Raw genomic sequence first — 17,826 nt, 5'->3', positions numbered from 1 at the left:
CTGTCTACCTTGGAGGACTCGATTCCCTCGACCTCGATGGAGCCCACACCGATACGGTCTAGGATCTTCACGATTTCCAGCTTTTCCTTAAAGGATAGGGAAAGCGCCTTGGAGGCGATTGCCTCCCTCATCGTGATGTCGCTGACACGTATGTCTCTCATGTGTGACTCCTGACCTACTATGCGAACGTGTTCTTCTTTGAAGATGCTGCTCAGCGGTTGATCGCAGCACCCGCAGGTGGCCGAACGCCTGCCAAATGCTAAGAAGATAGGTTATCGCAACTTATAACGTATCAAGCTGCATAACTACGGCATTGTCGTAAATTAATGAACTCTTAATACAGAAGCACGGATGCGTGCGGAACGGGTGTCCACACATTGCAGAAAGTGTGGGTGCGTGGGGCGAAGAGGGACGGAGCGCAAAGGGCGCGAGGGCGCGACAACGGTGAGTTGTAGGGATGCCGTAATGTCGTGTTTGGGCTGGGGATTGCCCTTCGCCGTAGTGAGTTCGCTTTCTGCGGAAAGGGGCGCTAACGTGGTGTTTTATGAATACTGGGAGGGTTTGCCCACGTGCCCGCATCGCTATTGGGTGACTTGGTGCAACCGGTGGTAGGGGGCCTGCCAAGGGGAGGGGCCGACAACGCTTGACATACGGTTTTCCGCATGATATTTTTCATTTCGGCAAAATCATCGAAAGGTGATGACGCAAAGCTATAGGGCCTGAAATGGCAGCCAGTTGCACAGTTTCCCTTTCGGGGAACCACTGCAGCTGGCTGCTTTTTATTTCTCCAGTTCAGCTTGCAGGTTTTGCTCGCCTTGCGTTGTTGGCGAGCGGGGGTCATAAGCAATGGAACGCGAACCTATGGAGAAGGACTTATGATGACTGAGATGACCGTTGAGACCACGACCGAGATCGACGATGACATCACGCTTGCGGACGGCAAGCGAACGCTGACGAACTCGCAGCTGCTTATCCTGGGCTTTATCGCCTCGTACGGCGCGGCGGGCTGCTCCGAGTCCAAGCGCGACATCGCCGAGGCGCTGCAGGTCAGCCTGAAGACCGTCGACCGCGCTATCCTGCGCCTGCGCAAGGAGGGCTTCATCATCTCGGTGGCCCGCTACGCGGAAAACGGCATGCGCCTGAGCAACACCTACCACGTCCCCACGCCGGAGGCGAAGGACGAGCAGCTGCACGCGATCGCCGGGTAAGACAACCCTAGCGGACAGGGCGCGTTGCGACGTAGTTGCAAATATAGTAAGGGTTTGCGGACGGTTCCGCGCCCCTGAAAGCGAAGAGCCTGATTCCAGATGGGATCAGGCTCTTCGTGTTTTGCGATTCGGTCCCGCGAAACACTTGGGCTTTGCGGGACCGGGCATTTTAAGCGTGTGCTAGAAGCGCAGGCTGAGGCAGGACAGGCCGCCGTCGATCTTGCGGTACTCGGAGGTGTCCACCACCAGGGTCTTGTAGCCCAGGTCCTGAACGGCCTTGAGCACGGTGGGATAGCCTTCGGCCACGATGACGGTGCCGTTGACCCAGATGCAGTTCGCGCCGTAGGCCTCGTCCTCGGGCACGACCACCTTGTTGTACTTGGCGAAGTCGGGCTTGTCGATGAACTCGCCGGACACCAGCATGTTGTTGTCCTCGATGTAGTTCACGCCGGTCTTGAGGTGCAGGACCTCCTCCAGCGGGACCTCGGAGCCCTCCAGGCCCCAACCGGCCAGGATCTCGCAGAACTGGCGGATGCCCTCTTCGTTGGTGCGGGCGGAGCGGCCCACGTAGAAGTGGTCGCCCACCATCATGACGTCGCCGCCGTCAAGGGTGCCGGGAGCCACGATGTGCTTGACGTGCTCGTCGTCGAAGAAGCGACGGACCACGGGCTCGATCTCGTCCTTCTCACCGTTGCGGCTGTCAGCGCCGGGGTTGGTGATGATGGCGCCGCAGCGGGTGATGACGGCCGGGTCCTCGACGAAGCAGCTGTCCGGGAACTGCTCGAGGGCAGGCAGGACGGTGACGTCGACGCCGCACTGCTCGAGGGCATGCTCGTAGTCGTAGTGCTCCTCGATGGCGCGCTCGTAGATGGGCTGGCCCAGCTCAGGTGCGCTGGTGATGCCGTCGCACAGCGACTTACCAGGGCGGCGGATGATGACATGGTTGAACTTCGTCATGCTTCTCTCTCCTTGGGTGCATGTTGCCGGCGCGCATTGCAGCTGCTTGTCGCGCGGCACGTTCGTTGGGATAAAAGATAGCTGCTTCCTTGGGCATTATAGCCCCGAAATCGGCGAAACGAGCCGGAAACAAAGTGTTGCCCGCAGCGGACTTGATGTCGGGGGATTGGGGTAGGCGCGTTCGGTGCCGGCGGGCCCGTCGTCACGGGGCCGAAATGCCTTCGGTTGGGTAAGGGTGGACACGGCATCGCGGGCCCGAACCTGTTGTGTCTAGTTGGGGAAATCGGTCAAGCCGCTGCGATACCCGCAGGTCAGCGGGCTATTCGGCCGCGGTTTCGCTTGGCGGGCTTTCCCGATGCGGGGCTTTCGCTGCCTGAAGACCCGTCGGTAACGGAGCCCGCGGCGGCAACTTCGCCGCCCTTGTCGCCGAGCTGGGTTGCCACGATGGCGGCGAAGATGAGCACGAAGCCCACCGCCATGCGGGGCGTGAGCACCTCGCCGAAGAACGCCACGCTGAACAGCGCGCAGAACACGCTTTCAAGCGAGCAGAGCAGGCCTGCCTCGGAGGGGGACAGGTGGGCCTGCGCCGTGTTCTGCGCCACGGCGCCGAAGGCCGCCGAGAGCATGGCCACGTAGGTCATGGCTCCGATGAACTCGGGCGTGATCACCTGCGCCGCCGTGGGCATGGGCTGCGTGGCCAGGGCGAGCAGCAAGGCCAGGATCCCGGCGGTGAACTGCTGGATGACGGTGATGGTCAGGACGTCGTTATCGCGCATGACCAGGCCGATGATCACAATCTCGCCGCCGTAGAGGAACGCCGAGGCGATGCTGACGCCGTCGCCTAAGCTGATGGAGAAGCCCTCGGTCAGCGACACCAGCCCGATGCCGACGGTGCAGATGGCCGCCGCGATGAGGGTTTTCGCGGGCGGGCGACGACGGGAAACAACCCACCAGATGAACGGCACGGTCAGGCAATAGCACGCGCTCAAAAAGGCGTTCTTCGAGGGCGTGGTCAGGCCCAGGCCCAGAAACTGCGTCCAGAAGCCGATGAACGTGGCCACGCCGATGATCAGCCCGGCCTTCAGCGTTTTGCGGCAGAAATTGCGCTTGAGGTGCGGAAACAGAAGGATGACCAGCACAATGCCCGCCCCAAGGAAGCGGATGGCGGTGAACCACGTGGCGCCCACGGTTGCAATGGCGCTTTTGCCGATCACGAAACCTAGACCCCAAACCGCGGCGGCCGTCATGAGGATGAGGCGGTATACGTTCAGCGGGTATTGCTTGTCGGGGACGCCCATGATGGTTCACGCTCCTGGCAACTCGGGAAACGATACGGTTACTGCAACGGGGCTAGGATGTCGGCCACCTCTTCAAGCGAATGCGCGAAACGGATGCCTCGCTGCCTGCGCGGCGAGGAGAGCCCCATATCGCTCATTCGATTGAGAAGCGCACGCAGATCATCGTAGAAACCGTTCAAATTGAACAGTATGCACGGCGCGTCAAACTGCGCAAGGGCTATAAGGGAAATGACCCCCGAAACCTCCTGCAATGTCCCCGTGCCCCCAGGCATGACGTGGGTGGTTCGCGTTGATCCGGTGCTTCCGGTGGCGAAGCGGCGAGCGCGAGGCGGCTATTGCGCGCGGACGATCTTCTGGTAGCCGGTGCCCCAGGTTGCCATGCTGTCGATGATGGGGCGCATGGTTTCGCCCAGCTCGCTTAGGGCGTATTCGGTATGGGGCGGGATCTCGGGGAACACGGTGCGCGTGATCAGGCCGTCCTTCTCCAGCGCGCGCAGGTTGTCCGTGAGCACCTTCTCGCTGATGCCGGGAATGGCGCGGCGCAGCTCGCTGAAACGGAACGGCTTGTCCATGAGCTGCTGGATGATGAATATCTTCCATTTGTTGCCGATGAGCATGAGCGTGGTGGCAACGGGGCACGGCGGCAGTTCCTCCTTGGTGAGCACTGATGATTCCTTTCGCGCAGGTCAAAGCCTACTTACTTAAAGGTGGGTACCTAATAGATTAGTGGCTACTTCCGAATTCGACTCCTGTTTTGGACAATCATTATAGACGCCCGCCAAGGAGGCGTCACGAATGAGAAGGAGAAGAAAATGAGCAATCTGGACAACGTCGTTTCCGGCGCTTGCGGCACCACCGATCCCAAGGCCGCCCCGGCTTGCGGCACCGCTTGCGGTTCCGCCGACCCCAAGGCCGCCCCTGCCTGCGGTTCCGCCGATCCCGCGCCCGCCTGCGGCTCTGCCGACCCGGCGCCGGCTTGCGGTTCCGCCGACCCGGCACCGGCTTGCGGCACGAAGGATCCCGAATAGCGCAATCGGATTCTGCTAAATCACAGCTGCACGGGGCACGGCCGGGGTCCAACCGCTCCGCCCGCGCCCCGGTGCGCGAGTGCTTTCGGTCGGCGATCAGCCCGGCCTGTCCGCGCACTTTGCGTTGCACGGACAGGCCGGGCCCATTGACCGGACCGTAGCAGGCCCGCACGAAGATCCCAATGCAAACCACCCTGCAATCCCCGTCGAAAGGCCAGATCATGAACCTGCAAACCTGTCTTGAGAAGCTCAAGCTCATCGGCACGCTCGATTTTGCGAACGTGGCCGAGGACGGATCGCCCCAGGTGCGCTGCATCAGCGCGCTGCACTACGATTCCGATGCCGTGTACTTCCTCACTTCTCGCGGCAAGCCCTTCGCCCGCGAGCTTGCCCGCGACGGGCGTGTGCAAGCCGTGGGGCGCACGCGCTTCAACGAGATGCTGCGGCTGTCGGGTGCCGCACGGGAGGTGCTGGGCACCGAGGGCGTGCGCATTCGCGACCTCATTTACGCCGAGCAGCCCTACCTGGCGAACGTTTACCCTGGTCAAACGCGTGATATCAACGTGATCTTCGAAATCCGCGACGTGTCCATCGAGTACTTCAACCTGGGCGTGCATCCGATCTTCCGCGAAACGTACCGCCTGGACGGCGAGGCGGCGGCGGTGCACGGGTATCGAATCACCGACGCATGCATCGGCTGCGGGACGTGCCAAGGCGTGTGCCCGCAGGGCGTCATCGAGGAAGGCGAACCCGGCGAGCCGTTTCGCATCCGCGCGCAGAACTGCTTGCATTGCGGCGCATGCTTCGAGGCTTGCCCCGTTGATGCCATCGAACGCTTAGGGGAATAGGTCGACCGCGGGCTCGGCGATATGCCGCCATGGCGGGTGCGCCGCCCGGCCTGGGAACCGATCGCGCACGAGACGAATCCGACATGCGGCCAAACTGCGTTTCAGGGAACGCGAACACGAATGGAAAGGAGCAGCATAGCCATGCAACATAATCAGAAACCCGAACTGAACAAGCAAGGATCGAAGTCGGTCACAACCGGTCGCCGCAATGTGCAACCCTCACAGGACTTGCGTCCCACCTTCGCCTTCCAATGGCATATCACCGACGAGTGCGACCAGCGCTGCAAGCACTGTTATCTGTTCAGCGAAGATGCTCGCATGGCGTGCAAGTCCATGACCTGGGACGACATGCTGCATGTGCTGGACAGCTGCTATGACTTGTGCGAGCGCATGGGCCGCCAGCCCTACGTCTACATCACCGGGGGCGATTCCATCCTCCATCGCGACTTCTGGCGTTTGGCCGAGGAGCTGCATGCGCGCGGCGCCATGTGGTGCATCATGGGCAACCCGTTCCATCTGACCGACGAGGTGTGCTGCCGCATGCGCGATTTGGGGTGCCGCAAATACCAGCTGAGCCTTGACGGCTCGAACGCCGCCACCCACGACCTGTTCCGCAAACCCGGCAGCTTCGACGACACGCTGCGCGCGGCGGCCTGCATCAGGCGTTCCGGCATGTGGCTGGCGCTTATGAGCACCGTAAGCAGCATGAACGCCGCCGAGCTGCCCGACATGATCGACCTTGCGGCCCGTATCGAGGCCGATGTGTTCGCCTTCGGGCGTTATTGCCCCACAAAGGGCCAACGCCTTGAGGAGTTCCATATGGAGCCGCTCGAGTACCGTGCGCTGCTCGTGGCCTGCCAGGAGCGCATCGATGCGCTTGCGGCTGCGGGGTGCAAGACGACGTTCCAGAAGAAGGACCATCTGTGGACGCTGCTCGATTGGGAGCAGGGCCGCTTCCGCATCCCGGAAGGCGCGCAGTGCGGCAAGGTTTACGACGGCTGCCATTGTGGCATCGCGCACATGACCGTGCTGCCGACCGGCGACGTGTATGCGTGCCGTCGCATGGAGAGCAAAATCGGCAACGTGCACGAAGCCAGCATGTACGACCTGTTCATGGGGCAGAACATGGAAGCGCATCGCGAGTTCTCGAAGTTCGAGAAGTGCAGCCGTTGCGAGCTGGCGGGATGGTGCCGCGGCTGCCCGGCGGTAGCGGCCGGCTACACCGGCAACATGTACGCGCCCGATCCGCAATGTTGGAAGGAAGTTGATTAACATGCTGACCGGATCGACGGCGCAACGTTTTGCCATGGCGCGCGAAATCGAACGCCTGGCCGAGGCGCTCGATAATGCCGATGCCGTGCTGGTAGGTGCGGGCGCCGGGTTGTCCACAGCGGCAGGCTTTACGTACTCCGGCGCGCGCTTCGAGCAGCATTTCGCCGATTTTCGCGAACGATACGGCTTCACCGATATGTATTCGGGAGGCTTCTACCCTTACGCCACGCCCGAGGAGCGGTGGGCGTTTTGGAGCCGCTACATTATGGTGAACCGTTATAACCTGGGGCCGAACCCGCTGTACGTAAAGCTGCGCGAGCTGCTTGCGGGACGCGACTATTTCGTGCTGACCACCAACGTGGACCATCAGTTCCAACTGGCCGGATTCGACAAGCAGCGCCTGTTCTACACGCAGGGCGACTACGGGTTGTTCCAGTGCAGCAAGCCCTGCTGCCGTGAAACGTTCGATAACGAAGAGGCCGTTCGTGCCATGTTCGAGCAGCAGCGCGATATGCGCATTCCCAGCAAGCTGATCCCGCGTTGCCCGCATTGCGGCGCGGAGATGTCCATGAACCTGCGTGCCGATGACACGTTCGTGCAGGATGACGGTTGGTTTGCGGCGGCAGCGCGTTATCGCGACTTCGAGCGCCGTCATAGGGGCATGCGCATTGTCTACCTGGAGCTCGGCGTAGGGTATAACACGCCCGTGATCATCAAGTATCCGTTTTGGCGTGCAACGCTGGAAAACCCCCAGGCCACATATGCCTGCCTGAACATGGGCGAGGCGGTAGCGCCGCGCGAAATAGCCGAGCGTTACATCTGCTTGAACGCCGACCTAGCAGAAACGCTCTCGCAGCTTGAAGCGGCGTTAGCCGGCTAGAAGGCGCCGAAGCACATGGGCTTCGGCGCCTTCGCAAATTATCCCTTTACCAGGGAAAACACTTCCTAGAAATTGACGTTGCCGACCTCGGAGAGCTTCAGGTCGGGGTTGTGGTCGATGGCCCAGTTCACGTTCCAGGAGTTCGTGAACAGCAGAAGCCTGCCGCCGCGCATGTCCTCGACCAGCTTGGTGTCGCGCGTGATGTTCAGGCGCGAGGTGTCCAGCTCGTTGAGGTCGTTGGCGATCCAGCGGATATCGGTGTAGGGCATGCCCTGGCGACGCACTTCCACGCCGTATTCGTTCTTCAGGCGCGTTTCAAGCACGTCGAGCTGCAGCACGCCGACGACGCCGCAGATAACGCTTTCCATGCCGAAACCGGGTTCGCGGAAGATCTGCACGGCGCCTTCCTGGGCAAGCTCATGCATGCCCTTCACGAACTGCTTGCGCTTGAGCGTGTTCACCTGCGTGATACGCGCGAAATGCTCCGGCGAGAACGTGGGGATGGGCGGGAACTGCACGTGCTCTCCCTTGCACACCGTGTCGCCGATGCTGAAGATGCCGGGGTCGAACAGGCCCACGATGTCGCCGGCGTACGCCTCGTCCACCGTTGCGCGGTCGTCCGCCATAAGCGACGTGCCCGTTGCCAGCTTCAGCTTCTTGCCGCCCTGCACATGGAATGCTTCCATGCCGCGCTCGAACTTGCCCGAGCAGATGCGCACGAACGCGATGCGGTCGCGGTGGTTCTTGTCCATGTTCGCCTGGATCTTGAACACGAAGCCCGCGAACTCCTTGCGCTGCGGATCGACCTGATCACCCGAAATGGTGTCGGTGTAGGGCAGCGGGGCGGGGGCCAGGCGCAGGAACTCCTTCAGGAACGGCTCCACGCCGAAATTGGTGAGCGCCGAGCCGAAGAACACCGGCGACAGCTTGCCCGCGCGCACCGCATCAAGGTCGAACTCGTCGGCGGCGCCGTCGAGCAGCTCGATGTCGTCCATGAGGTTCTGGTGGTTGTCGGAGCCGATGAGCTCGTCAAGGGCGGCGTCTCCCAGCTCGGCCTCGATCTCGGCGACCTTCTTGGAGGAGTTGCCGCGACCCTCGCCGTCGAAGGCGATGACGTTGCGCGTTTGACGGTCGAACACGCCGCGGAACGTGCGGCCGTTGCCGATGGGCCAGTTCATGGGGTAGGTGCCGATGCCGAGAACCGTTTCGATCTCCTCCATAAGCTCGAACGGGTCGCGGCTTTCGCGGTCCATCTTGTTCACGAAGGTGAAGATGGGGATGTGGCGCAGCGTGCACACCTTGAACAGCTTCTTGGTCTGCGCCTCGACGCCCTTGGCGGCGTCGATGACCATGACGGCGCTGTCGGCCGCCATGAGCGTGCGGTAGGTGTCCTCGGAAAAGTCCTGGTGGCCGGGGGTGTCAAGGATGTTGACGCAGCAGCCGTCGTGCTCGAACTGCAGCACGGAGGAGGTGACGGAGATGCCGCGCTCCTTCTCGATGTCCATCCAGTCGGACACGGCGTGCTTCGAGCTTGCCTTTCCTTTGACCGAGCCGGCGGTCTGGATGCTGCCTGAATACAGCAGCAGCTTCTCCGTCAGCGTGGTTTTGCCCGCGTCGGGGTGCGAGATGATCGCAAACGTGCGACGCGACGCGATGTGTTCTGCCAGCGTTGGCATGGGGTTCCTTTCCGCAAAACGGCCGATGACGCGCCGGGCGACGCGCTGCCAGCCGATGTGGTTTGAGCGTAACTAAATTAGTATAGCGGCGAACAGGGAAGCGGGGAAGCGATTCCGCGGAATCCCCAGGCGGGGTTTGGGCGGGGCGGGTCGAAGGAATCGCCTCAGCGGCCCGTTGCTTGGCGGAGTGGTTTTGCTTGCGGCGGCGGTTAGCTGTCATCGGGGCCGTGCCGGCCGCATTGCTCGCCGGCCTAGCGATGGGCTTCGAGCGTGTGCTCCGCCTAGCGAGTTTCGGCAAGGTAGCGCAGACGTTGGGCTTCGCGGTCGCGGGCGTCGGACGCGCAGGCGGCGGCGAAGGGGGTGTTCTCCGGGTCGAGGCATTGCTCGATCGGCACGCTGACCGGGTGGAACAGCACCTGGACGTTCTTGCCGCGGTCGGCCGCCAGGCTTTCGAACGCGTCCAAAAGCGGCCAATCCACCGTGTCCATGGCGCCTGAGAGCACCACGCCGCAGAACAGCGGGACCTCGCATGCGGCGGGCATCTTGCCGCGGTTCTTGCGCCACAGCCACGTGATGAGCGCGTCCTTCGCCAGGTTGACGGGAGGCATGTTGCTGCCGGCTGCGCGGTGCGGGGCCAGGGGCTCGATGGGGCAGCGCAGGTGCGTGACCGTGACCCCCAACTCCGCCACGGCCTGGGAAAGCGCGTCGAACACCGCCGGAACTGCATGCGTGTGTTGATGGCTATCCACACGCATCGTGCGTTTCATCTGGGGAAATGCGGTCAGGTAGCGCTGGATCTGCGCGACGCATTCGCGCTGGAGCTGCTGGCGGAACGCCCAGCGCTGCGTGCCCATCGACAGCTTCCAAAGGCCGACGAAATCGTTGGCGAACGTGCCACGCTGGTTAACCAGCAGGGGAACTTCCGCAACCGGGGCGCACGGACGGCCCTCTACCAGATTCAGGTGCAGCGCCATGGCAAGCTTGCCGGATTCCACGTAAGGCCGTGCCATCTCGGCTGCCGCCTCGAAGGCGGGGCTGTTAGCGAAAATGCTGACCGACGACAACGCGCCCTGGCCGCCGCAAACCTGCGACAGCTTGAGGATGTCGGCGGCCTGCTGTTCGGTGATGCCGTAGTCGTCCGCATGGAACGTGACGCTCATAATGCCCCTCTTACCTTATCTACCTGTGGTTATGAAAACCCTAGGGTAGCCCCGGGGTTTTTCTACGCAGGTTATTCCCGCTTGCGCATGCAATGTTAGACTAGCAGCGCATTATGACAGGTTTCTAGGCGAAGGCAAACAACATGAAGCTCTCACGCGGCGCGCACGTACGTTTATCATCAAGCGCGTTCCATATCCTCCTGCTTGTTGCAGGTGCCGCCTTCTTGCTCACCGACGCGTTCCACGGCAACGTGTGGTTTGACGAAAGTTATTCGGTGGGAATCGCAAACCACAGCTTCGCCGACATCTGGTACTACAGCTCCGGAGACGTGCACCCCGTGTTGATCTACTGGGCGCTGCACGTGCTGAACCTGGTGTTCGGGCAGAACATCACCGTGTACCGCCTGTTCACCGTGACGGGCGCCATCGCCATGGCGGTGCTGGGATATACCCACGTTCGCCGCGACCATGGTTGGGCGACCGGCGTGCTGTTCAGCTTCTTCGCCCTGTTCACGCCTTATATCTCGCTGATGGCCGTTGAGATCCGCATGTACTCGTGGGCAACGTTCGCCGTGATGCTGTGCTTCATCTACGCCATGCGCATCATCGGCACGCAGCTGGCCACGCCGCCGGCGCGCATCGCCGAGGCAGCCCGGGGGCTGAAGTGCTGGGCGGGCACGCCGCGACGCTGGTGGATCACGTGCTTCGCGTCTAGCTTGGCGTGCGCGTATCTGCATTATTTCGGCGCCATGTCGGCGTTCATGGTCAACGTCGTGCTGTTATTCGCCCTTGGCGCACGTGCCTGGCGGCATCGCAAGCACGGCCCTCATCCGCTGCCTGAGCAGGCCGTTCGCGCGGGTGCTCCGCTTCGCGTGCTGATTATCGGTTGCGTTGCCCAGGTGGCGCTGTACCTGCCGTGGATCATCACCGCCGTGACCAGCCAGATGGGCGTCGTGGGCGGCACCTACTGGGCGAAGATCGTGTTCCCAACCACGTACATCGAGCTGGCCACGTACGCGTTTTTGACGAGCCCCTTGTCGTTTGCGGCGCGCGGCAGCTACGGTGTGGTGCCGCAGGTGCTCGTGCAGGGCATCGGCTATGCCGCCACGGTGGTGCTGGCGTTCTTGATCGCGTGGGCGGCGCGTTGGGCCACGTGGCGCATCGGGCTGCATCGCGCAGCGCGCAAACAGCAGATCGCGGCGGCGAAGGCGCAGCGCACGGACGGAGCCGCGGGTGCGGAATCGGCTGCGGGCGTGAGCGCGGGCTCAGCCGCAACGCCAAGCGAGAACCAAGCTGCAGCGATCGCAGCCGGGCTCGGTGAGCGCTCGATTTCGGATGCGAGCACGGTCCCGACCAGGGGTGCGAGTGCGAGCGCGGGCTCAGCCGTGGGAGCCTCCGCAGGCTTTGCCGAAGGTGCATCTGCCGGCCCTGCCGCAAACACGGCTGCTCGCGCCGTAAAGCATCTACGTTTGAAGCGTTTTTACGCGTGGCTCGTGTCCGATCCTATCGCGCCGGTGGTTGCGGCGCTGACGGTGTACTTCGGCGTGTTCGCCATTTCTTGGACGGCTTCCATGGTCATGAACTCCATGATCTTGTATTATCGCTACTTGTTCGTAGCCATCGGCCCGCTGCTGTTCGCAATTGCGGCGGTGCTATCGCATGTTCGCACGAAACCGCTGGTGGCGGGCGTGGTCGTCGTCACGCTGGCGACTTCCGTGGTGAACCAGGCGCTGCTTGTGCGCGACGACTACGACCCGGCTAACAACGTTCCCGTGCAGCAGTTCCGCGAGACGGTCGACCGCGTTGCCGACCAGAACGGCGGCCAGTCGCCCCTGGTGGTTTCCACCGACATCGGCTACATGGGCGTCACGTCGGTCATGTGCCCCGACATCCCGCAAACCTATATGGACTGGCAGAAGGGCAACTGGGACCGCGCGTACATGGCGTATTCGCCCACGCTGGTTAGCAAGATGAGCTGGGAAATCATCTTCAACAACTTCCACGGCACGTTCATCTGCCTCGGTCAAGCGCAAAACGACAGCCTGCCGCGCGACATTTCCGACCTCAGTCAAAAAGACGGCTTCAACCTGGTGGAATACCACACCTACTACCGTCCCTACGAACGCACCTGGATGACCATCGCCGTGATGACCAAGTCGTAGACGGAAAGCGCTGTGGGGCTTGGGCGATGTTCTCCTGACCATTTGTTATCATGGTGCGTTGGAATCGATGCAGGTCCTTGGCTGCGTTTGCGCTTTCCGCGCGGTTGCAGCCAAGGCGCTTATATATGCAAGGAAGTTGGTAACTTATAATCACCGATTCGCTTCACAGTCTCTGCTGGTCAGACGCCCAATCTTTCGTCATGTAGTCTTCATTTGCTGCCAATCCGCGGTTTACATCCGTCAGCGCTGCCACGCCTGAACGAAGGCGTGGCACCTGACACGTTCCCGCCAATGAAAACATATATCCTTCACAAAGATCGATATTGAGAGATGCCTCATTCCTCGAAAACCGCCGCATCGAGCCTTCTCGCCGCCGGCAAGTTCGACGACGATAGAAGGTGCCCGTACGTGTCAACGGTTGTCGTGATCGTCGAGTGCCCGAGCATGGCCTGCACGTATTTGACCGACTCCCTGTTCGCGAGGAGGAGCGAGGCGTATGTGTGGCGAAGGTCGTGAAACCGCATGTCCGGCAGGCCCGCCGACTCGAGCGAGGGCTTGAGCAAGTGCGAGTTCAGCATGCCGTTGGAAAGCGCGCCGCCTCGGCTATTGGGGAAAAGGACGCCGCTTTGCGAGTCATACCTATGGGGAGATCTCATCCACGCGTCGAGTTCGCGTTCGAGTTCCGGCGTCATGTCGATGTCCCTTATCGACGATTTCGTCTTCGGCGTCTGGTAGCGTTGCTGGATGTACTGCCGTCTCACGTGCAGTTTATGGTTGAGGAAATCCACGTCCTTGTCCATAAGTCCCGCAATCTCGCTCGCGCGTAAGCCTGTAAGAAGCGCCGTCATGATCACAGCGTGGGCGCGGGCGTCCAGTGCGGAGTCAAGAAGCTTTCTTATTTGAGGGGGTGTGAGGACGGTCACCTTATGGCTGCGGTCTTTTTTGATCTTCGCCTCCGCAGCGGGGTTGTCGTCGGCGTAGCCCCAAGCTATCGCCGCTTCGCCTATCCTGCGCATGATATTGAGCTCCGCTATGATAGTTTTTGGCGATAGTCCTTCGGAGAGCCGCTTGCCAAGGTACTCGTTGACGTCGCTCAAACCGATCGAGGTGTACGGGGCGTTGCCGAAATACGGCGCAAGGCGGTTCAGGGCTATTCCCCGGTAGCTGATAGCGGTCGAGCGCTTGTAGCGCAGCGGCACGATCTCGTTGCAGTATTGCCAGGCGACTTGGACGAACGTCACCTCTGCGGATCCCGCGGACTCGGCGAGGAGGACTTTCAGCTTTTGCGCTGCGAGGAACTGCTCCGCCACCGCTTTGTCTTTCGACACGGCACGGGAGCGCGATCTTCCCTCCGCATCCTTCCAGCATGCGTACCATTTTTCGCCGCGCAGCCTCAGATACCCGCTTGCCATTTTTACCTGCCTCTCATACCGACGACGGTGCGGGATGCAAGAAAGGGCACCGCAGCCGGACTCGGCCGCGGTGCCCTTTCCATAATCCGCATCATATTGCGCGAGCACTTAGGCGTTCCCGCGCTTTTTGTAGATAGGCTGCATCGCTTTTGCGATCTGATCGCCCCATTTGGCGTTCACCGCTTGCCTCACGGCATCGGAAAGCGTGTGCGCGTCGCCCTCGAAGACCGCGATCTCGAGCGCGCGCTTCTCGTTCGGCAGCACCCTCACGGTAAGGGGGACCGTCTGCTCCCTCGTGCGTTCTTGCTTAGGCATCACGAGTTCGACTTGAGCCGCATCGCCGTCCATGTACACACCTCCGAAAAACGCTCGGCCTTGCTCAACAACCGATACGATTGTAGCATCCCGGTACCGTAGCGGTCCCGTTTCGGTACCCTACAAGGCGATATTTTCCCAGGTAGGCGGCTTATAAGTATTAGGCGAATAGTTAGGAAGCTATAAACGGGCCTTGGCCGCGCGCTCACGCGCGGCGTCCGTCGCCGCTACTTTGAAGGGCAGCTCGCCTTTCTTGATCGTTGCGGCTAGGAACAAGCCCACGGCTGTGGAGAACGACAAGCCCATGGATTCGAACAATGCATCCGCTTCGGTCTTCAAGCCCTCATCCAAGTGAACCTTGTACTGCTTCTTCATCGCCTTGCCTCCGTCGGTCATGTGCGTGCATGTGCCTCGATTCTAACAGACGCGCAATGATGTTTTGGGAGGTCTGGTACCTGAATTAATGGAATAAATATTCTTGTGAATATTTATTCCATTAATTGTTTCCTTGGCTGAACTGGGGAGATACAATTAATGGAATATCGGATTATGTATTCCGATATTCCATTAATTCGGATACGAGGTTGGCTACTCGGATAAATAAGCCTCTAATGCCTCGACGATGAGGTCGGTTTGGGAGATTCCTTTATCAATCGTCGCATGTTTGACCCGCGTTGCCAGCTCCTTCGGCATGAAGAAGCTGGTTTTCACGCGGTCGGCGGGTTTCGTGCGCGGTCGTCCAGGCCCTGCTTTTCGTTTTTCGGAGGTGACGCTGCCTGCGGGTTCAGAGAGCGCTTCGGCGAAGGCGGCGTCCTGCTCTTCCTTGAGGTTGCGGGTGATTCGATCGAGCTCTTCGACGTCCGGAGGGGTGACGTGCTGCATCGGCACGAATTTCTTCTTCGCCATGACTTAAGCCTCCTTCTCGATCCTGTCTACCAAGGCGGCTATAAGCCCAACGGCCCTATTGGAGTCGTTGAGTTCGCGCAATCCCATGTACATCTGGTGCGCTTGGTCAATCTCCGTCGTTTTGGGGATTTTGGCCCAAATGGGGTAACCTTTGGCCTCCACGTAAGACTCGAAGTCCTTGTCGACCAAACGGTTGCCTGCATAACAGTTGAGAACGACGCCTATCTTCGCTTTCGGGTTGGCGGTTTTGGCGATCTTGTAGCTGCGCTCGAGCGCCATGGTGTTCTGCGAATCGGGAATCGTCGGTATCACGATCACCGTGGCAGTTTTCGCGACGTTCGCGAAGTCTCTAGTCATATGGCCGGGCGTGTCTATGACGAGGTAATCCTCCTCGCCCGTGCACATCGTCGGCTCGTGCTTCGCTCCGCCTTGCGGGTCCATGTTGGTGAACGCCACGGTTTTTCCGCGAGACTCGAGCTCGTAGATTATCTCGTCGGAGAGCGTCGTTTTCCCGACGCCTCCCTTCTGGTTCATTACCGCGATCGTTGCAGTCATGAGTGCGCTCCTTCTTCATTGATGTTCCGTTGGACGTTGTCGGCCTAGAGAACCGACATGTTTATCATACCATAATTAATGGAATATATATTCATAGGAATATATATTCCATTAATTACAACAACTGAACATAAGTTCGCCTTCCAATCGTTGTGTGATCCCCATGTAGAAGCAAGACAATTTGTCGGTATCGCGCGGATACATATCGGAAATGTATTGTCGATTCTGCTTTGACCTGCTGCTTCGTGCTGTTATTGCTGCGCTTGACGCGCGGGAATGTTACTCATACGGTAACAATTGACTTACAACGTCAATCTGGCACTGCGCCGCTATCGGCATCGGACGCAAGCCGGGTAAATAGGGGGAAAGAATGAAAAAACAAGCATCGAACATCAAAGACCTTATTGCCAATGCGTTCGGCGCGGCCATCCAAATCGGGCCGGACCTCATTGAAGACGACCCTCGGTGGCCGATTCCCCCACTCGATCTGATTGAGGCTATGACGTGGATTGGCGGGCCCTTCAAGCGCGCCCCGCTGGTTGTAAGGCGACTTGACGGCGATAAGTACGCGCCGGTGTCCCCTATTCGATCGTTCGCCGCCCACAAGGCGTTGGTTGAAGCGGGTGAGGAGGACGCTTTCATGGTTCGCGTTTGCGAGGGGCTGTCCGCCGAGGAGGCGCTCGCGGTCCACAATGCGGTGGAGTGGTACGTCTCGCCCGACCATACAGGGGACTGGATGCACCGCCAAGCGGGCGTCTATGCGGGTCTCGAGTCCTCCAAAGGCAAACCGCGGTTGGTCGATGGGCCCTGGCGCTTCATGGCGGCTTCATGCGGCACCAGCACGGTCATGCTCACCCGGGTGCACCGCGTCGCCCACGACGCGGTGCCCGAGGTCATCGCTCTTGTGGAGGAGGGCTTGTTTTCAATTCGGGCGGCAGACAAAGCCACCAAACTTTCTCAGGAGAAGCAACGCTCGATCGCCAAAGCGGTCAGGGACGAAGGGATAACGGACTCCCGTCTCGCTGCCAGGGTCATTCGGCGCTTCGAGCCGCGCAAGGCGAGGCCCGTTCCGGAGCTTGTTCTAGACCTCGAGACGCTTGTCGAGGCAGTCGGCGACGGCAAGGTCTCGGTCGGAGTCCAGGAGGCGTTGCGCTTGCAGGCCGTCGTCGGCGATCTTGTCCGCGCCGTCTGCTCAAGTTAAAAACTTTTCAAAAAAGTTCTGCCTCGCGCGCCCGCGTCTATATATCGCGGGCGCGTTTTGTTTCTTCGCGCATGCGGCCGCGCGCGGTGGCATGCCACTGCGCCGCCGCCAAGTCTTTAATCTCGGATTCTCGCCGCGTAGCATGCGCCGCAACAGCCCGCGGACGGCGCGGGCCGACGACGTGAGGAGGTTTGCCATGATGTACGACGACGCGAGGAGCGCACCGAAGACCGCAGAGGATCACGAGAAGGATGCCTACGGGTCGACGTGCCTGACGGCGGCCGAGGCGAGGATGATCCTTTCCGCGCACAAGGTGCCCGGCCGCAGCAAGCTCGATGCGGACGCGGCGCGTGACGTGGCCTCCGAGCAGTGGCCCGACGAGGTTCGGGCCCTTCGCGAGGCGAAGGTGGTGCGTTACCGCTGGTCTGTGGCGCACGGCCTAGGCGTGAGCTACACGGAGCTTGCCGAGATCGAACGGCGCGCAGGGGTCGAGCCGTTGCCCTCGCCTGGATCCCGCGGTTCGTACGCCAGCGCCGAGGACGTGGCGAAGGTCTATGCCGCGGGAGCGGCGTACCGCGCCGAATCGCAGGCCGTGCGGATTCGCATATCGTTCGACGACATGGCCGACGCCAGGGCTGCAAACGAGGTCTACGAGCGTCTTCAGGAAACGTTCGAATGCACGCCGGCGAGCATTTACGATCGCCGGCGCGGCGGCCGTGCGTTCTATTTCGAAGCGATCGTTCCGAAGACGGCCGCGTCCGGCGATTAGCTGCCGCTTTTTCAGGCGCGACCTGCGGAAACGTCTGTAAATCCAGTCTGTTTGCACAATACTGAAAGGAACCCCAGGTCAGAACCGTATATGGGTTATCCAGATACGGTTCTGACCTGGGGAAACGCAGCCCTTTTGTTGGATAGCCGTTCGTTCCGCGTTGGTTTCCTGCCGGGTTC

At 60.9% G+C, this 17,826-nt stretch carries 19 protein-coding genes and 1 riboswitch; of the genes, 8 read left to right on the top strand and 11 right to left on the bottom strand.

Annotation, left to right across the window (positions count from 1 at the left end; genetic code table 11):
• The first annotated feature begins 669 nt into the window (after positions 1-669).
• Positions 670-743: riboswitch (cyclic di-GMP riboswitch) on the top strand.
• Between the two features lie 132 nt (positions 744-875).
• Positions 876-1,208 (top strand): helix-turn-helix domain-containing protein, encoded by a 333-nt coding sequence (locus Q0H50_RS03650; RefSeq protein WP_294419469.1) that lies wholly within the window; start codon positions 876-878, stop codon positions 1,206-1,208.
• Between the two features lie 180 nt (positions 1,209-1,388).
• Here Q0H50_RS03650 and Q0H50_RS03645 read toward each other — a convergent pair whose 3' ends face one another.
• The 4 genes from Q0H50_RS03645 to Q0H50_RS03635 form a co-directional block, all read right to left on the bottom strand.
• Positions 1,389-2,165 (bottom strand): dimethylarginine dimethylaminohydrolase family protein, encoded by a 777-nt coding sequence (locus Q0H50_RS03645; RefSeq protein ID WP_294419467.1) that lies wholly within the window; start codon positions 2,163-2,165, stop codon positions 1,389-1,391.
• A gap of 311 nt (positions 2,166-2,476) precedes the next feature.
• The gene (locus tag Q0H50_RS03640; protein ID WP_294419465.1) at positions 2,477-3,463 is read right to left on the bottom strand and encodes a DMT family transporter; all 987 of its coding nucleotides are present in this window, start codon (positions 3,461-3,463) and stop codon (positions 2,477-2,479) included.
• A 38-nt stretch (positions 3,464-3,501) separates the two neighbouring features.
• Complete coding sequence (locus Q0H50_RS09570; RefSeq protein ID WP_366936624.1) at positions 3,502-3,735, bottom strand: LOG family protein; 234 nt, start codon at positions 3,733-3,735, stop codon at positions 3,502-3,504.
• A 60-nt stretch (positions 3,736-3,795) separates the two neighbouring features.
• Positions 3,796-4,128 carry a helix-turn-helix domain-containing protein gene (locus tag Q0H50_RS03635; protein ID WP_294419463.1) on the bottom strand — a complete coding sequence of 111 codons (333 nt, stop codon included), beginning with the start codon at positions 4,126-4,128 and terminating at the stop codon, positions 3,796-3,798.
• Between the two features lie 147 nt (positions 4,129-4,275).
• On the opposite strand from Q0H50_RS03635, the gene Q0H50_RS03630 reads away from it, so the two are divergent.
• The 4 genes from Q0H50_RS03630 to Q0H50_RS03615 all read left to right on the top strand — a co-directional run bounded on the left by Q0H50_RS03630 (position 4,276) and on the right by Q0H50_RS03615 (position 7,491).
• Complete coding sequence (locus Q0H50_RS03630) at positions 4,276-4,491, top strand: hypothetical protein (RefSeq protein ID WP_294419461.1); 216 nt, start codon at positions 4,276-4,278, stop codon at positions 4,489-4,491.
• Between the two features lie 182 nt (positions 4,492-4,673).
• Positions 4,674-5,339, top strand: coding sequence for a 4Fe-4S binding protein (locus tag Q0H50_RS03625; RefSeq protein ID WP_294419459.1), 666 nt, complete (start codon positions 4,674-4,676; stop codon positions 5,337-5,339).
• A gap of 141 nt (positions 5,340-5,480) precedes the next feature.
• Complete coding sequence (gene acgM / locus Q0H50_RS03620; protein WP_294419457.1) at positions 5,481-6,611, top strand: radical SAM/SPASM domain protein, ACGX system; 1,131 nt, start codon at positions 5,481-5,483, stop codon at positions 6,609-6,611.
• 1 nt (position 6,612) lies between these two features.
• On the top strand, positions 6,613-7,491 hold the full coding sequence (locus Q0H50_RS03615; RefSeq protein ID WP_294419455.1) for a Sir2 silent information regulator family NAD-dependent deacetylase: 879 nt from the start codon (positions 6,613-6,615) through the stop codon (positions 7,489-7,491).
• A gap of 65 nt (positions 7,492-7,556) precedes the next feature.
• Here Q0H50_RS03615 and Q0H50_RS03610 read toward each other — a convergent pair whose 3' ends face one another.
• Both Q0H50_RS03610 and Q0H50_RS03605 read right to left on the bottom strand, forming a co-directional pair.
• Positions 7,557-9,167 (bottom strand): peptide chain release factor 3, encoded by a 1,611-nt coding sequence (locus Q0H50_RS03610; RefSeq protein ID WP_294419453.1) that lies wholly within the window; start codon positions 9,165-9,167, stop codon positions 7,557-7,559.
• A gap of 281 nt (positions 9,168-9,448) precedes the next feature.
• Positions 9,449-10,327, bottom strand: coding sequence for a ChbG/HpnK family deacetylase (locus Q0H50_RS03605; protein WP_294360205.1), 879 nt, complete (start codon positions 10,325-10,327; stop codon positions 9,449-9,451).
• A 143-nt stretch (positions 10,328-10,470) separates the two neighbouring features.
• Between Q0H50_RS03605 and Q0H50_RS03600 the strand changes: the two genes are divergently transcribed.
• Positions 10,471-12,489 carry a hypothetical protein gene (locus Q0H50_RS03600; protein ID WP_294419451.1) on the top strand — a complete coding sequence of 673 codons (2,019 nt, stop codon included), beginning with the start codon at positions 10,471-10,473 and terminating at the stop codon, positions 12,487-12,489.
• 335 nt (positions 12,490-12,824) lie between these two features.
• Here Q0H50_RS03600 and Q0H50_RS03595 read toward each other — a convergent pair whose 3' ends face one another.
• The 5 genes from Q0H50_RS03595 to Q0H50_RS03575 form a co-directional block, all read right to left on the bottom strand.
• Positions 12,825-13,901 carry a site-specific integrase gene (locus tag Q0H50_RS03595; RefSeq protein WP_294419449.1) on the bottom strand — a complete coding sequence of 359 codons (1,077 nt, stop codon included), beginning with the start codon at positions 13,899-13,901 and terminating at the stop codon, positions 12,825-12,827.
• A 108-nt stretch (positions 13,902-14,009) separates the two neighbouring features.
• Positions 14,010-14,216 carry a hypothetical protein gene (locus tag Q0H50_RS03590; protein WP_294419447.1) on the bottom strand — a complete coding sequence of 69 codons (207 nt, stop codon included), beginning with the start codon at positions 14,214-14,216 and terminating at the stop codon, positions 14,010-14,012.
• 180 nt (positions 14,217-14,396) lie between these two features.
• Positions 14,397-14,612, bottom strand: a complete 216-nt coding sequence (locus Q0H50_RS03585; protein ID WP_294419445.1) for a type II toxin-antitoxin system RelB/DinJ family antitoxin — start codon at positions 14,610-14,612, stop codon at positions 14,397-14,399.
• Positions 14,613-14,804: 192 nt separating this feature from the next.
• Complete coding sequence (locus tag Q0H50_RS03580; protein ID WP_294419443.1) at positions 14,805-15,122, bottom strand: hypothetical protein; 318 nt, start codon at positions 15,120-15,122, stop codon at positions 14,805-14,807.
• A 3-nt stretch (positions 15,123-15,125) separates the two neighbouring features.
• On the bottom strand, positions 15,126-15,677 hold the full coding sequence (locus Q0H50_RS03575) for a ParA family protein (RefSeq protein ID WP_294419441.1): 552 nt from the start codon (positions 15,675-15,677) through the stop codon (positions 15,126-15,128).
• Positions 15,678-16,047: 370 nt separating this feature from the next.
• Here Q0H50_RS03575 and Q0H50_RS03570 point away from each other — a divergent pair, with 370 nt between their 5' ends.
• Both Q0H50_RS03570 and Q0H50_RS03565 read left to right on the top strand, forming a co-directional pair.
• Positions 16,048-16,878: a hypothetical protein gene (locus tag Q0H50_RS03570; protein WP_294419439.1), complete on the top strand. Its 831-nt coding sequence runs from the start codon at positions 16,048-16,050 to the stop codon at positions 16,876-16,878.
• A 196-nt stretch (positions 16,879-17,074) separates the two neighbouring features.
• Entirely contained in the window at positions 17,075-17,647 is a 573-nt protein-coding gene (locus tag Q0H50_RS03565; RefSeq protein WP_294419437.1) for a hypothetical protein, read from the top strand.
• Positions 17,648-17,826 lie beyond the last annotated feature (179 nt).

Origin of the sequence: uncultured Senegalimassilia sp. (genome assembly GCF_934632265.1) — a bacterium.
In the GTDB taxonomy this organism is placed as follows: Bacteria; Actinomycetota; Coriobacteriia; order Coriobacteriales; family Eggerthellaceae; genus Senegalimassilia.
The sequence above is the reverse complement of the archived record's forward strand: the minus strand, read 5'-3'. Positions and strand labels throughout refer to the sequence as shown.